The following is a 15,273-nucleotide window of genomic DNA, read 5'->3' as shown; positions in this document are numbered from 1 at the left end:
CCCACTCAACCACTGTGTCTTGCTCGACAATCCAAAAATAATTGAGAGGCTAGGACTTTTTTCCCAGCCTCTTTCTTTACTAATTTCTAAAAATGAGTAGAATTTGTATGTTTTCAAAAGATATTACAGGGATTTTCCAGTCTTTCATTGAAAATGGTTCAGAAATTTTGTATAATACCCTAGTATAAACAATAGTTAAGGAGATTCATTATGTCAAAACAAGATTGGCTGGATTATTTCGAAGCCGTAAATGGTCGTTCTGCTAGTGCAGAAGAAATTGCTCAAGCACTGGCTGCAGGAGAATTTCAAGAAGAAGTAGTGGTTCCAGAAACTCCACAAGCCCCAGAATTTATCGCAGCACCAACTGCCCCTGTGGAAGAACCAGTAGCAGCTCCACAAGCCCCAGAGTTTGTTGCAGCGCCAACTGCCCCTGTTGAAGAACCAGTAGCAGCTCCACAAGCCCCAGAGTTTGTCGCAGCGCCAACTGCCCCTGTTGAAGAACCAGTAGCAGCCCCACAAGCCCCAGACTTTGTCGCAGCGCCAGCAGCTCCTGCAGCGCCAACTGCTCCTACAGAAGAACCAGTCGTAGCTCCAGTTCAAGAGCCTGCCCCTCAAGCTGCTCCAGCGAATGGACCTGCTTTCCAACAAGCTCCACAACAAGCCTACCAACAACCTACTCAAGCAGCTTATCAACAAGCTCCTTACCAAGGTCAACCAGGACAACCTTATCCTGCCCAACCAAGTCAATTTGGTGTAGCCGTTGGTGGTTACTGGAATTGGTTCCTTTCAGCTTTGAAACGTCCTACAGCTGTAGAAAATCCAAAAGCTCTTAACGGAATTTTACAGTATGTCTTAACTGCCTTTGTCTTGACCCTATCAACTTTCTTCACAGCTAGTGGAGCTACAGGTGGTTATGGAATGGATTTCCGTGCCTTTATGTTGACATTGATTTCCCTATTCTTTAGCGTTTACGCCTTCCAAGTGGCTGGATTCTTTGTTCGTCGTGTGGTTCTTCAAGATAAGGAATACAGTTACGGTCGTTCATTTGAAGAGTTTGGACGTTTGTCTGTTTACACTTTGCCACTTGCCCTTCTTGCTTTCTTAGTAGGTCTTGTAAAAGTTTATGAATTTTATGGCTTTGTAAACTTCCTTATTTTCTTCTTGTTCTTTGTTGGAACATGCTATGTCGTTCATCAAGGATTGAACAAGACAAGCTTTAAAGCAGATAAATTCTTGCTTCTAGTAGCATCATCTTTTGTCTTGCTTCTCATTGCCATCTTTGTTCTTTATGTAAATGCTCGTATTTTAGAACAAGTAGCTACTGGATTTATTCCAAGTGCTCCAAATTTCTCTAACTTTGGATTCTAACAATATCACAAAATGGAAGGTGGGGGGACCCACTTTCCCTATTTTATACTGAGGGAGAAGAGATCCATGCAAAAGAAATGGGTTGAATTATTTGAAAAAGTGATCGGTCGCAAACCGTCGCCAGAAGAGTTTATGGCTGGGAAAGCCTGTGGATTTGATTTAAAACAAATTCAGTCTATCGCAGGCAATGCCCCAGAAGAGAATCTATCACCTGTCGAGGAACCGGTGCTTGAACCAGTTGAAGAAGTGAAGAATGTTGATCCACTTCTGGCGGCTCGTCAGGCTTGGTTGCAACATTTTGAAGAAACCTATGGACGCAAGCCAAGTGCAGAAGAATTTACCGCTGCTAAAAGTCAGAACTTCGAGTTTTTTGTAAGACCTGTTCCTGAAGCAGAATTTACGAACCCAGATTCAACTGAAGAAACACAGAAATATGTCCCTCAGCAGCCTACTCAAGAGTATACGGCTCCACTTGCTACTGAGCAAACGCAGGTCTTTGCTGGTCCAAATGTTACAGAAGCAGGTCCAGCTCAGAAAAAACAAAAGGCCCCTAAAACGAAGAGTGGGAAAAAAGGTTCTAAGAAGAAAATTGGGATTATTTCTGCCATTGCTGTTCTTGTAATTGCTTTGGTGGCAGCCTTCTTTTACTTCCAGTCTACAACACGTGTCGAAGTGACTGCAGATAAATTTATTAAGGCAGTGGACACCAAGGATTATCGCGAAGCAGCAGACCTGCTTTCAACTGATAACGATAAATGGACAAAGGATGAAGCCGAAAGTTTGATCACCAGCATGGAAGATCAAGGAGTCGATATTGGCACAGAGTTGAACAAGATCATCGATAATGGTGGAGAAGGCAGCTATACGGATAAATCTGGTAACAAGATCTTAGGTTTGGAAAAGGCGGACAAGAAATTTGGAATCTTCCAAGAATACCGTGTGGCCAGCTATCCAGTGCAAGTCAAGGTCAAGACCAATTTGGACCAAGCCAAACTCAAAGTGGCTACTAATAAAACCGTGACCTTGAAGAAAGATGCAGTGACAGATCTTGGTTCTTTCCATTACAATACAAAAGAAATGGAATTGACTGCTAAAACAGAAGTCGGAAATGTCACTTCTAAGATCCATCTCAATCCTAAAAAAGCAACGAAGAATAACTTAGAATTGCAGTTGAATTCTGAAAAACGGAATTTAGAAGTTGAGTTCCCAGATGAAGTTGAAAACCCAACGGATGTGAAGGTTGTGGTCAACGGTAAAGAAGTCGGAACTAGCACGACCTTTGAAGTAGACAGCATCCCTTATCAAGAAATTGAAGTGCACGCCGTCTTCAATATGAATGGGGAAACCTACACAACCGAAAAGGCTAAGGTGACGATTGAAGAGGGTGAAAACGATCCGATCGAACTTAAACTAGCCAAAGATACCTTAAAACGCATCAAGAGTGCACAAGATGCTAAGAAAGCGCAAGCAGCCAAAGAAGAACAAAATCGGACCTTGGCAGAAGAGTTCTTGAAAGAGTACCGCGACGCTGTCTTTAGCTCAGTTTCAAATCGAAATAACACCTACTCTAAATACTATGACACACAAAGTCAAGCCTACAAAGACATGGTTGAATTCACAACGGGTGATGGTGTTCGAAAGGCTAAAATTGACTACTATACACCAGGAGCTTTGGATATTCAAAGTGTCACTGAAGAAAATGGTGTGGTGACGATTAAGACTTATGAAGACTTTACCGTGCATTATACAGATAGTCATCCAGATTCACAAAACCGTAAGTACAAGACCTACACCTTGAAAAAAGTAGGTGCAAGTTATGTGATCACGGATATTGTCGTAACAAAAGAATCATAGGAGATTCCCCATGAAAGCAAGATTTTCCAAATTAACGTTGGTGACAGTTGCCTTGTTAACCCTGACAGCTTGCTCCCAATCTCAATCCACTAGTTCTAAATCTTCTGCAAAAGAAGAAACCAAGCAAACGCAAACCAAGTCTTCCAAAGAAATGTCTTCTGCAAAGAATCCATCAAAAGAGACTGGCAAAGAAGAGTCGTCAAAAGCTGGTAAGTCAGATGTGAAAGTGGACTCTGGTGTCAGCTACAATGGTTCTTACTATAGTGTTAAAGGGAAATATGGGGAGGTGATGATCGCCAACAAACATTATCCTTTGGCGCCGGACTTTAACCCAGGTGAAGATCCTGAAGCTGTTTCGGCCCTTCATGAATTGATTGCAGCCATGCAGGCAGAGGGTTATCCGATCAGTGACCAATATAGTGGTTTTCGTAGCTACGATACCCAAGTTGAACTCTATCAAAACTATGTCAATCAAGATGGTCAGGAAGCCGCAGATCGTTATTCCGCAAGACCAGGCTATAGTGAACACCAAACTGGTTTGACCTTTGATTTGATCGATACCAGTGGTAATTTGGTAACCGAACCTGGACCAAGTAAGTGGTTGCTCAAGAATGCTGCTAAATATGGCTTTGTGGTTCGTTACCAAGAAGGAAAAGAAAAAGTAACAGGCTACATGCCAGAAAGCTGGCATCTCCGCTATATCGGAAAAGAAGCCCAAGAGATTGCTGATTCAGGCTTGAGTCTGGAAGAATACTATGGCTTCACCGGCGGAGATTACGTTGATAAATAAGAAAAGGCTGGGATTTTAATCCCAACCTTTTCTTATTGTATTGTTTTTAGAAATGCATCTAGCTCTTTTTGATTCTTGAGAGAGATAAATTTGTCTGGATAGGTAGAACGGATATTTCGATACCTTTCTTTGGCATTCTTAGTTCGACCGTCCCAGAGAATCCAACGGATGAATTCCCAGTCAAAGCGTTCAGGGCAGCCTGCTGCCATACTCTCGCGAACGCGTCCCTTATAACGACGGTATCGTTTCCAGGCTCTATAGAGGCAGTTCCAACGAGAGAAATTAAGAAAGATAATGTGATCGGCTTGCTCCATTCTTTCCTCATAGCAACACCATGAATAATTTCCATCAATGACCCAGTCTTTATGTTGGCTAAGAAACTGTTTCATCTGTCCCTCCATCCAATCCCGGTCACTGTCTACCCATCCCGGTTGAAATTGAAGGGTATCCATGTGGAGCTTGGGGATGGAGTAGTGGCGAGATAAGGCTCCAGCCAAAGTTGACTTGCCAGAACCTGAATAGCCGATAATAACAATTTTCATAAGCACCTCTCAAAAATTTAGGAACAAAAAAAGCTCCGGAGAGCTTGATTTTTATGCTGTTCTTGATTAACCAAGTTTCGCTGCAAGACGTGCTTTATCACGGCTAGCTTTGTTCTTGTGGATCAAACCTTTAGTTTCTGCTTTATCGATAGCTGAGCTAGCAGCGCGGTAAAGTTCTTCAGATGGGTTTGCTTCAAAAGCTTTGATTGCAGTACGCATAGCTGATTTTTGAGCTGAGTTTTTTTCGTTTTGTTTAACGTTCAATTCAGCGCGTTTGATAGCTGATTTAATGTTTGCCAAGTTATTCACCTCCATTGATAATCTAACTATCTCATTATATATGAAAAGTTATGATTTGACAAGCCTAAAATAGCTTTTCCTTAAAAAAGTACCGGTAAAAGGCCATTTTCTCTAGCGTTTGAGATAAATTTCGTCGATTTCATGGTTGGTTGCCTTATGGAGAATCAGATCAGCTCGGTTTCTGGTTGGTTGAATGTAATGTTGCAAGTTGACTAAATTAATGGATTCCCAGACCTGATGGGCCATGCTTAAAACTTCATCTAGGGGTTGCTCTGTAAATCGATAGTAGTAGTTATTGGGATCATTCTGAGCTAATGCCAAGAGTTTTTGGAAGCGATCGATATACCAAGTCTCGATATCATCGACTGCGGCATCCACATAGATTGAAAAATCAAAGAAATCGGTCATATAGAGACTGTCATTTTGCGGATTTTGAAAGACATTGATTCCTTCTACAATGACAAAATCAGCCGGTAAAATCGTTTGCTTCTCATCTGGGACAATATCGTAAATTTCGTGGGAATAGACAGGGATTTCTACACTCTTGTTGTTTTTGATTTGATTGAGAAAATCAAGAAGCAATTCCATGTCATAGCTTTCAGGAAATCCTTTTCGATTGAGGAGCTCTTGTTCTTTTAAGATAGCATTTGGATAGAGAAAGCCATCTGTTGTCACCAATTCTACGGTCGAGCCTTCGAAGGTCCGCGAAAGTAGGATTTGGAGAAGACGGCTAGTAGTCGATTTCCCAACAGCGACACTCCCAGAAACCCCAATGATAAAGGGTTGGCGTTCACTGGTTTTTTGAAGAAAAATCCCTTTTGAGAAGGCCAAATCTTCTTTGGAACGCTTGTAGATTCCGATCAAGTTTGTCAAAGGCAGGTAGACGTCACGCACATCCTGGAGGTTGATGCGGTCGTTAAAACTTTTAATAGAATTGAGCTCTGTTTGAGAGAGAGGCGGGGTGGTTTTGCGATGCAAATTTTGCCAGGTTTCCCGATTGATTTTTTCAAAATGTAGAAATTCTTTGTCCATATGTCACTCCTATTTGTAGTCTTTAGTATACCAATTTTTAGAGGTCGTGTAAACGATTTAAAAAACGAATGAATTATGATAAAATAACCTTATGAGTAAAATGTATTTCGATATAAACCCAGATGCAGCCCATGATATTCATGATCTGGCTGTTGTTTTATTGGGACAAAAGATGAATTTCTATACAGATGCGGGCGTCTTTAGTAAAAAAATGATAGATTATGGAAGTCAGGTGCTCTTATCAACCCTGGATTTCCAAGGAGGGGAAAGCGTTCTTGATGTCGGTTGTGGCTATGGTCCAATTGGCCTTTCTCTAGCTAAAGCACAGGGAGTCGCCGTGACCATGGTGGATGTCAATGAGCGGGCGCTAGACTTGGCTAAGAAAAATGCCAGCCGAAATGGCGTGGAAGCTCAGATCTTTTCTTCGGATGTCTATGAAGCGGTTGAAGGGGTCTTTGACCATGTGATCAGTAATCCGCCAATCCGAGCTGGTAAAAAAGTGGTTCACCAGGTGATCACCGGTAGTTTTGATCATTTGAAGCCAGGTGGAGACTTGACCATTGTCGTTCAGAAAAAGCAAGGGGCTCCAAGTGCTAAGGCCAAGATGGAAGAGACGTTTGGCAATTGTGAGACAGTAAAAAAAGACAAAGGCTATTATATTTTAAGAAGTGAGAAAGAATCATGAGAGCTGTAGATATCATTCAGAAAAAAAGAGATGGTCTTGCCTTAAACAAAGAAGAAATTGAATGGCTGATTGAGGGATATGTGGCTGGAACAGTTCCAGATTACCAAATGTCCGCTTTTGCTATGGCTGTTTATTTTAAAGGGATGACGACAGAAGAAATCTCCCATATGACCATGAAGATGGTCCAAACAGGCCAACAGTTTGACCTGTCAGCTATTCCAGGAATTAAGGTGGACAAACATTCAACTGGTGGTGTGGGAGACAAGGTGACCTTGGTCTTGGTACCTCTGGTTGCAAGTTTCGGAGTGCCAGTTGCTAAAATGAGCGGTCGTGGCTTAGGCCACACGGGAGGAACGATTGATAAATTAGAATCGATTAAAGGATTCCAAATTGAGCGGACTCAAGAGGAATTTATCCAGCAGGTGCAGGAGATCGGCTTATCGGTTATTGGTCAATCTGATCAACTTGTGAAAGCAGATAAACTCTTGTATGCTCTTCGGGACGTGACGGCGACAGTGGATACCATTCCTTTGATTGCTAGCTCCGTCATGAGTAAGAAAATTGCTGCTGGAGCAGATGCCATCCTTCTCGATGTCACCGTTGGAGAAGGGGCCTTTATGAAGACCATTGAAGAGGCGCGTGAACTAGCTCGTACCATGGTGGATCTCGGTAATGCCGTAGGGCGCAAGACAATCGCTGTCATTACAGATATGAGCCAACCTTTGGGAACCAGTATTGGCAATCGTTTAGAGATTTTGGAAGCCTTGGATATTCTAAAAGGACAGGGGCGTGCTGATGTCACAGAGTTTATTTGTGAATTAGCACAAATCATGTTGAAATTGGCCAATGTAGATCAATCGATTGAAGCCATTCATGAACACTTGAGCAATGAACAAGCCTTAGCCAAGTTTGAAGAAATGGTCGTGGCACAAGGTGGAGACTTAGAGGATTTGCATCGTCCCGTCAAAGTAGATCAGGTCCTTGAAGTAACAGCAGATCAAGATGGCGTCATTGCAGCTTTACCTGCCATGGAATTTGGCCTGTTAGCCATGCGACTTGGTGCTGGCCGTGCTGTCAAATCGGATCCGCTTGATTATGAAACAGGGATTGTATTTGACAAAAAAGTGGGAGAGCAGGTTAAAAAAGGGGAACGCATTGCTCGTATTTTCGTGAATGAAAAAAATTCACAAGAAAGCGTTACAGAATTCAAAAAAAATGTTAAAATACTAGAAGGGGCTGAAAGCGTTAAAGAAATTATTGAAATAATATCTTAAGTAGCTCAGGAGATTATATGAAGTTAAATAAATATATCGATCACACTCTTTTAAAACCAGATGCGCAACAAGAACAGATCGAAAAATTGATCGAAGAAGCTAAGGCATATGATTTTGCGAGTGTCTGTGTGAATCCGACATGGGTGAATTTTGCAGCTGAGGGCTTGCGCGATTCAGATGTAAAAGTTTGTACCGTCATTGGTTTTCCTTTGGGAGCAAATACCCCTTTTGTCAAAGCGTGTGAAACAAAAAATGCGATTCAAAATGGTGCCGATGAGATTGACATGGTCATTAATATCGGGGCTCTTAAGTCTAAGAATTTAGCACTAGTTAAGGAAGATATCCAAGCTGTAGTCGAAGCAAGCGGTGATAAGCTGGTCAAAGTCATCATTGAGACTTGTCTTTTAACAGATGATGAAAAGATCGTTGCTTGCCAAATTGCTAAGTCAGCTGGCGCAGACTTTGTGAAGACTTCAACTGGCTTTTCAACTGGAGGAGCAACGGTAGAAGATGTGGCCTTAATGCGTCAAACTGTTGGACCCGACATGGGTGTCAAAGCTTCTGGTGGTGCTCGCTCTTATGAAGATGCTCTTGCTTTTATCGAAGCTGGTGCGACCCGTATCGGGACTTCTTCTGGTGTAGCCATCATGGAAGGAAAGGTGGCTCATGGCGACTACTGAGTTGATTGACTTAGCAGTTGAAGTGAGTAAACAAGCCTATGTGCCTTACTCTCATTTCCCAATTGGAGCTGTACTGCTAACGAAGGATGGAGAAATCTATACAGGTGTCAATATCGAAAATGCCAGTTTTGGATTAACCAACTGTGGAGAACGGACAGCCATTTTTAAAGCTGTTTCTGAAGGAGCTCGCGATTTCAAAGAGCTCATTATCTACGGGCAAACAGAAAAGCCCATCTCTCCATGTGGTGCTTGTCGCCAGGTCATGGCTGAATTTTTTGAACCAGACCTTCCTGTAACCTTAGTATCTAAAGATAAATCGACGGTCGTGATGACGGTCAAGGAATTACTTCCATATTCCTTTACAGACCTGACTTAATAGGTCTGTGAGGCGGTCTTTTGACCCTTTCAATACTTCGCAACAATGTTGCACAATAATTTAGGAGGTTCAGTAATGAACAAGAAACAATGGCTAGGCCTTGGTCTAGTAACTGTCGCTGCTATCGGACTTGCAGCATGTGGAAATCGTGCGTCTAAAAAAGATAGCGCAAACTCAGAATCTAAAACAGATTTGAAAGCTGCTATCATTACCGATACTGGTGGTGTGGATGACAAATCATTCAACCAATCTGCTTGGGAAGGTTTGCAAGCTTGGGGTAAAGAAAACGGTCTTTCTAAAGGGAACGGATTTGACTACTTCCAATCAACAGATGAATCTCAATATGCGACAAACCTTGATGAAGCTGTTTCTAACGACTACAAATTGATCTTTGGTGTTGGTTTTGCCTTGAGCGACTCTGTTAAAAAAGCTGCAAAAGACAACGAAGATGTGAACTATGTCATCATCGATGACCGTATTGAAGGACAAAAGAACGTAGCATCTGCTGTTTATGCCGATAACGAAGCTGGTTACCTTGCTGGTATTGCTGCTGCGAAAACTACAAAAACTAAACAAGTTGGTTTTGTAGGTGGTATGGAAAGTGAAGTTATCACTCGTTTCCGCGCTGGATTTGAAGCTGGTGTTAAATCTGTTGACCCATCTATCAAAGTTCAAGTAGACTACGCTGGTTCATTCGGTGACTCTGCGAAAGGTAAAACAATTGCCGCTGCACAATACGCTGCAGGTGCAGACGTTATCTACCAAGTAGCTGGTGGTACTGGTGCAGGTGTCTTCTCTGAAGCTAAAGACTTGAACGAGAAGAAAAATGAAGACGAAAAAGTTTGGGTTCTTGGTGTTGACCGTGACCAAAAAGCTGAAGGTGAATACACTTCTAAAGATGGTAAAAAATCTAACTTTGTATTGGCTTCAAGCTTGAAGAAAGTCGGAGAATCTGTAAAAGACTTGGCTAAGAAAACTGCTGACGGTAAATTCCCTGGCGGTAAAGTGATTACTTATAGCTTGAAAGATGGTGGAGTTGATTTGACAACTGACAACCTTTCTGCAGATGCTAAAAAAGCTGTAGAAGACGCTAAAGCTAAAATCCTTGACGGGTCTCTTAAAGTTCCTGAAAAATAATATTTGATTGGATCGGCCCGACCTTCAAGGGCCGTTCCTTTTAATAAATTGAGACATTTTTGTCTCAGTAAAATCTATTAGCAACCCTAGTAGATTTTATTGAAATAAAAATAGATTTGAAAGGAAACACCCCATGACACATGAATATGTCATCGAAATGCGTGAGATTACCAAAAAATTTGGTGACTTTGTAGCAAATGACAAGATTAATCTTCAGTTGCGCAAAGGTGAAATCCATGCACTTCTTGGAGAAAATGGTGCAGGGAAATCTACCCTGATGAATATGCTGGCTGGTTTGTTGGAACCAACTAGCGGAGACATCGTGGTAAATGGAAAAACTGTTAACCTAGACTCACCTTCAAAAGCAGCCTCTTTAGGAATTGGAATGGTGCACCAACACTTTATGTTGGTTGAAGCCTTCACTGTTGCTGAAAATATTATCCTTGGGTCTGAAACCACTAAACATGGTATTTTGGATCTTAAGAAAGCCAGTCAAGATATCCTTGATTTGTCTAAAAAATATGGCTTAGCAGTGGATCCAAATGCTAAAGTTGAGGATATTTCCGTCGGTGCGCAGCAACGTGTGGAAATTTTAAAGACGCTTTATCGTGGAGCCGACATCCTAATCTTCGATGAACCAACTGCGGTGTTGACACCAGCTGAAATCGAAGAATTGATGACAATCATGAAGAACTTGGCAAATGAAGGAAAATCCATTATCTTGATTACGCACAAGTTGGATGAAATTCGTGCTGTTTCAGACCGGGTAACGGTTATCCGTCGTGGGAAATCAATTGAGACAGTCGAGATTGGTGGAGCTACCAACCAAGACTTGGCCGAAATGATGGTCGGTCGTTCTGTTTCCTTTAAAACGGAGAAAGGTCCTTCTCAACCGAAAGAAGTCGTCTTGTCGATCGAAAACTTGGTTGTAAACGAAAACCGGGGTGTCCCAGCTGTTAAGAAACTTTCACTGGAACTTCGTGCTGGTGAGGTCGTCGGGATTGCAGGGATTGACGGAAATGGTCAGTCTGAGTTGATCCAAGCCATTACAGGACTACGGAAGGTAAAATCCGGTTCAATCAAGATTAAAGGCAAGGAAGTTGTAGGACTTCGCCCACGTCAAATCACAGAAATGAAGGTAGGGCACGTCCCTGAAGACCGTCATCGTGATGGATTAGTCCTTGATATGATGATCTCTGAAAACATTGCCCTTCAAACCTACTATAAAGAACCTCTTAGCAAGAATGGTATTTTGAATTATCCAAATATTACCTCTTATGCCAAGAAGTTGATGGAAGAGTTTGACGTTCGTGCAGCCAGTGAAGTGGTACCTGCTAAGGCTCTCTCTGGAGGGAACCAGCAAAAAGCTATTATCGCTCGCGAAATCGATCGCGATCCAGATCTCTTAATCGTCAGCCAGCCAACTCGTGGATTGGACGTTGGAGCGATTGAATATATCCACAAACGTTTGATCCAAGAACGGGATAATGGAAAAGCCGTTCTGGTTGTCAGCTTTGAATTAGATGAAATTTTGAATGTTTCTGACCGTATTGCGGTTATTCATGATGGGAAGATCCAAGGGATCGTAACCCCTGAAACAACGAATAAGCAAGAACTTGGAATCCTCATGGCAGGAGGCCAAGTAAAGGAGGGAGCATCAAATGAATAAGAATTTAAAACAAATTGCCGTTCCATTGGTGTCTGTCCTTTTAGGATTGGTCTTGGGTGCCATTATTATGTGGGCCTTCAGCTATGATGCCCTTTGGGGATATGAATTGCTGTTTAAAAAAGCCTTTGGTTCGATTAAGAGTTGGGGAAATATTTCCCGTGCCATGGGGCCACTGATTTTGGTTGCTCTTGGATTTTCAGTAGCTAGCCGGGCCGGCTTCTTTAACGTTGGACTTCCTGGTCAGGCTTTTGCAGGATGGATCATGGCGACTTGGTTTGCCCTCTCCTTCCCAAATATGCCTCGCTTACTGATGATTCCGATGACCGTTTTGATTGCGGCTATTGCAGGTGGATTTATTGGAGCGATTCCTGGTTTCCTTCGTGCCTATCTCGGAACCAGTGAGGTCATTATCACCATTATGATGAACTACATTGTTCTCTATGGTGGGAATGCCTTGATTCATAGCTTCCCAGCTTCCTTGATGAAAAACAAGGACTCAACCATTGATGTGGGAGCCAACGCTGTCTACCAAACGGAGTGGTTGCGTAATTTGACAGACAAATCACAAATGAACATCGGGATCTTCTTTGCCATCATCGCAGTGGTGGTCATCTGGTTCTTGATGAAGAAAACAACACTTGGTTTTGAAATCCGTGCCGTTGGTCTCAATTCGAATGCGGCAGAATACGCTGGGATGTCTGCAAAACGGACCATTATCCTTTCTATGATCATTTCTGGTGCTCTTGCTGGTATTGGTGGGGTAGCAGAAGGTCTGGGTATTTACTCAAATGTCTACGTTCAAACCAGCTCGATGAGTGTTGGATTTAACGGAATGGCCGTAGCCCTTCTTGCGATGAATTCACCAATTGGTATTCCATTTGCTGCCTTCTTGTTTGGTGCACTTCAAATTGGGGGAGTTGGTATGAAGCCAGCTGCAATCCCTGAAGAAGTCGTTCAAATTGTGACAGCATCTATTATCTTCTTCGTATGTGCCCACTACATTATTGAAAAGATGATCTCGATGCGTTCAGCTAAAAAAGGAGGAGCAAACTAATGAGTATTGTAACGATTTTAAGTATTCTTGTTTCCTCTATGATTGTGTATGCAGCGCCGCTGATCTTCACAAGTATCGGAGGAGCATACTCAGAACACGCTGGGGTTGTTAACGTTGGTCTGGAAGGAATCATGGTTATGGGAGCCTTCTCAGGTATTATCTTTAACTTGACTTTTGAGCCTACCTTAGGGAATATGACACCATGGTTGTCCTTGATTGTTGCTGCAGGAATTGGAGTACTTTTCTCCTTGATCCACGCAGTGGCAACGATTCATTTCCGTGCTGACCATATCGTTTCAGGTACAGTATTGAACTTGATGGCCCCTCCATTAGCCGTCTTTCTAGTTAAAGCAATGTACAACAAAGGGCAAACTGATAATATCAAAGTTGCCTTTGGGAAAACATCCATTCCGGTCTTATCTAAAATTCCGGTGATTGGGGATATTTTCTTCAACAATGCCAGCATCATCGGCTGGGTTGCAATTCTTTTCTCATTCTTTGCTTGGTTCGTCATGTTCAAGACAAAATTTGGTTTGCGTCTTCGTTCAGTTGGTGAACACCCACAAGCAGCAGATACATTGGGAATCAATGTTTATAAAATGCGCTACTTAGGAGTCATGATCTCAGGTGCCCTAGCAGGTATCGGAGGAGCCATATACGCTCAGTCAGTTTCTGTTAACTTTGCGGTAACTACTATTGTAGGTCCTGGATTTATCGCCCTTGCGGCTATGATTTTCGGGAAATGGAACCCAATCGGTGCCATGTTGGCTAGTCTCTTCTTTGGAGCTTCACAAAGTTTGGCAGTTATCGGGAATCAATTGCCTTTGCTTAAAGGTATCCCATCCATCTACTTGCAAATTGCGCCTTACGTCTTGACCATGGTTGTCTTGGCAGCCTTCTTCGGACAAGCAGTTGCACCAAAAGCAGATGGTGTTAACTACATTAAATCGAAATAATGCACAAAGAGAGGTTGGGACAAAAGTCCTAGCCTCTCAATTGTTTTTGGATTGTCGAGTAAGACGCAGTGGTTGAGTGGGCTCTACTACGCTGATTTCATCAGCTTTTACAGCCCTACTCAACTGTGCGGAGGTGGGACGACGAAATCGAATTCTAACGAATTACCGATTTCTGTCCCACGCTCTCTTTTGCTTTGTAAAGGCCCCTCTTAGTCGCAATTTCTTTAGATTTAGGGTACAATAAGAATACAACTTTTCATGTATCGGAGGAGCAGATGTTTAAGTGGATAAGACGCCTGATTGGCATGGTGATCGTTTTATTTATTTTATTAGTGATCCTGTTGGTTCCTGGATCAATTCCTGAAGGGGAGCAGCTGAGAAATGTGCAGGCAGGGAGTTCTTTGATTGAGCTGGCTAAAAATGCAGTTTCAAACGCTTCTGTGAGCACCGAAGGGCTCTCAACTGAGCTAAGTCTCAATTCTGTGCAATTGAGTCAGGTCGTAAAAGCAAGTGCTGGATCTGCTCTTGACAATTCTGACTTTCAAAAGTTGGCACTTGGAATGGATGGCAATGACCTTCACGTCAAAGTTCCTGTTTCCTTAGGGCCAGTCGATAGCTATCTAGATATAACCATGACAGGTCAAGTTGAAAACAATGTCATGAATTTGACTGTGACCGGTGCTAAATTAGGGAAAATGCCCATTCCAAAATCCTTGGTTCTCAACTATTTGAAGGATCAATCCAATCAAAATGGAGGCGGCTTCACAGTGAACGGTGATCAGATTACGCTTGAAATCCCTCAAGCAGGTTATACTATCTCAAAAGCCCGAGTAGAAAATGGCAATGCCAAGGTGACGGTTAGTATCTCCTTATTTTAAGTCTATGAAAATGGGGTTGTCATGATTGTCTTTGAATTTTGTGCAGAGAATTTAACTTTTATTGATAAGGCGATTGCTGCTGGGGCAGGTCGCATTGAACTGTGTGACAACCTTGCAGTAGGCGGGACCACACCGAGCTTAGGGGTGATCAAGGAAGCAATCAGACTGACAGAAGAGAAGTCAGTGGATCTATGTGTCATTATCCGGCCCCGTGGTGGAGATTTTGTCTACACTGATCTGGAAGTCCAAGCTATGCTGACGGATATTCGGGCTGCGAAGGAAATAGGTGTTTCTAGTTTTGTGCTGGGTGCGCTGACGAGCGATCGAAAGTTGGACCAGAGGGTCATGCAGCTTTTACTAGCAGCCTGTGGAGAGGCAGAGGTTGTCTTTCATATGGCTTTTGATGAGTTAGCTCATACAGATCAGCTAGAAGCGATTGAGTGGCTTTCTATCCATGGTGTGGCTCGAATTTTAACTCGAGCTGGAAGTATAGACGCAACACTAGAGCAACGTTTTGAACATTACCATCGTTTATTAGATGCGGCTAAGGGAAAGATTCAGATCCTACCAGGTGGAGGTGTGACCCTTGACAATCGTCAGCTCTTTTTGGAGCAATTGGGTGTTTGTCAACTGCATGGCACGCGCATCGTGTTTTAAAAAAGAAACGCTCACTGCCTG

The 15,273-nt window shown here is 42.7% G+C and carries 16 protein-coding genes; 13 read left to right on the top strand and 3 right to left on the bottom strand.

The annotated features are described in order from the left end of the window. The first annotated feature begins 210 nt into the window (after nt 1-210). From GMC92_RS03050 to ldcB, 3 genes are all read left to right on the top strand, one after another. Nucleotides 211-1,368, top strand: coding sequence for a DUF6574 domain-containing protein (locus tag GMC92_RS03050; protein ID WP_155199696.1), 1,158 nt, complete (start codon nt 211-213; stop codon nt 1,366-1,368). Nucleotides 1,369-1,434: 66 nt separating this feature from the next. Next, the gene (locus tag GMC92_RS03045; protein ID WP_155199695.1) at nt 1,435-3,222 is read left to right on the top strand and encodes a TcaA second domain-containing protein; all 1,788 of its coding nucleotides are present in this window, start codon (nt 1,435-1,437) and stop codon (nt 3,220-3,222) included. 10 nt (nt 3,223-3,232) lie between these two features. Then, the gene (gene ldcB, locus GMC92_RS03040) at nt 3,233-4,012 is read left to right on the top strand and encodes an LD-carboxypeptidase LdcB/DacB (RefSeq protein WP_155199694.1); all 780 of its coding nucleotides are present in this window, start codon (nt 3,233-3,235) and stop codon (nt 4,010-4,012) included. Between the two features lie 32 nt (nt 4,013-4,044). On the opposite strand, the gene GMC92_RS03035 is transcribed toward ldcB, so the two are convergent. The 3 genes from GMC92_RS03035 to coaA all read right to left on the bottom strand — a co-directional run bounded on the left by GMC92_RS03035 (nt 4,045) and on the right by coaA (nt 5,886). Next, on the bottom strand, nt 4,045-4,554 hold the full coding sequence (locus GMC92_RS03035; RefSeq protein WP_070846527.1) for a DNA topology modulation protein: 510 nt from the start codon (nt 4,552-4,554) through the stop codon (nt 4,045-4,047). A gap of 66 nt (nt 4,555-4,620) precedes the next feature. Beyond that, a complete protein-coding gene (rpsT, locus tag GMC92_RS03030) occupies nt 4,621-4,869 on the bottom strand; it encodes a 30S ribosomal protein S20 (protein ID WP_003007640.1) in 249 nt (82 codons plus the stop codon). A gap of 96 nt (nt 4,870-4,965) precedes the next feature. Continuing rightward, entirely contained in the window at nt 4,966-5,886 is a 921-nt protein-coding gene (gene coaA / locus GMC92_RS03025) for a type I pantothenate kinase (RefSeq protein ID WP_155199693.1), read from the bottom strand. Between the two features lie 91 nt (nt 5,887-5,977). Between coaA and GMC92_RS03020 the strand changes: the two genes are divergently transcribed. The 10 genes from GMC92_RS03020 to GMC92_RS02970 all read left to right on the top strand — a co-directional run bounded on the left by GMC92_RS03020 (nt 5,978) and on the right by GMC92_RS02970 (nt 15,252). Beyond that, nucleotides 5,978-6,571 (top strand): class I SAM-dependent methyltransferase, encoded by a 594-nt coding sequence (locus GMC92_RS03020; protein ID WP_155199692.1) that lies wholly within the window; start codon nt 5,978-5,980, stop codon nt 6,569-6,571. Further along, on the top strand, nt 6,568-7,845 hold the full coding sequence (locus GMC92_RS03015; RefSeq protein WP_155199691.1) for a pyrimidine-nucleoside phosphorylase: 1,278 nt from the start codon (nt 6,568-6,570) through the stop codon (nt 7,843-7,845). The genes GMC92_RS03020 and GMC92_RS03015 overlap by 4 nt, the downstream gene beginning before the upstream one ends. Before the next feature lie 17 nt (nt 7,846-7,862). Then, on the top strand, nt 7,863-8,525 hold the full coding sequence (deoC, locus tag GMC92_RS03010; RefSeq protein ID WP_155199690.1) for a deoxyribose-phosphate aldolase: 663 nt from the start codon (nt 7,863-7,865) through the stop codon (nt 8,523-8,525). Further along, complete coding sequence (locus GMC92_RS03005) at nt 8,512-8,901, top strand: cytidine deaminase (protein ID WP_070466087.1); 390 nt, start codon at nt 8,512-8,514, stop codon at nt 8,899-8,901. The genes deoC and GMC92_RS03005 overlap by 14 nt, the downstream gene beginning before the upstream one ends. 75 nt (nt 8,902-8,976) lie before the next feature. Further along, entirely contained in the window at nt 8,977-10,038 is a 1,062-nt protein-coding gene (locus GMC92_RS03000) for a BMP family lipoprotein (RefSeq protein ID WP_049485439.1), read from the top strand. Between the two features lie 133 nt (nt 10,039-10,171). After that, on the top strand, nt 10,172-11,707 hold the full coding sequence (locus GMC92_RS02995) for an ABC transporter ATP-binding protein (RefSeq protein ID WP_155199689.1): 1,536 nt from the start codon (nt 10,172-10,174) through the stop codon (nt 11,705-11,707). Further along, nucleotides 11,700-12,761: an ABC transporter permease gene (locus GMC92_RS02990; protein WP_049485437.1), complete on the top strand. Its 1,062-nt coding sequence runs from the start codon at nt 11,700-11,702 to the stop codon at nt 12,759-12,761. Before GMC92_RS02995 ends, GMC92_RS02990 begins: the two co-directional genes overlap by 8 nt. Next, a complete protein-coding gene (locus tag GMC92_RS02985; protein ID WP_155199688.1) occupies nt 12,761-13,717 on the top strand; it encodes an ABC transporter permease in 957 nt (318 codons plus the stop codon). Before GMC92_RS02990 ends, GMC92_RS02985 begins: the two co-directional genes overlap by 1 nt. A gap of 275 nt (nt 13,718-13,992) precedes the next feature. Beyond that, entirely contained in the window at nt 13,993-14,595 is a 603-nt protein-coding gene (locus GMC92_RS02975) for a hypothetical protein (RefSeq protein WP_155199687.1), read from the top strand. 21 nt (nt 14,596-14,616) lie between these two features. After that, nucleotides 14,617-15,252: a copper homeostasis protein CutC gene (locus tag GMC92_RS02970; RefSeq protein ID WP_155199686.1), complete on the top strand. Its 636-nt coding sequence runs from the start codon at nt 14,617-14,619 to the stop codon at nt 15,250-15,252. The last annotated feature ends 21 nt before the right edge of the window (nt 15,253-15,273 follow it).

The sequence above is a fragment of the Streptococcus parasanguinis genome (genome assembly GCF_009717775.1).
GTDB lineage: Bacteria > Bacillota > Bacilli > Lactobacillales > Streptococcaceae > Streptococcus > Streptococcus parasanguinis_AG.
This window is presented reverse-complemented; position numbering and strand designations above follow the sequence as displayed.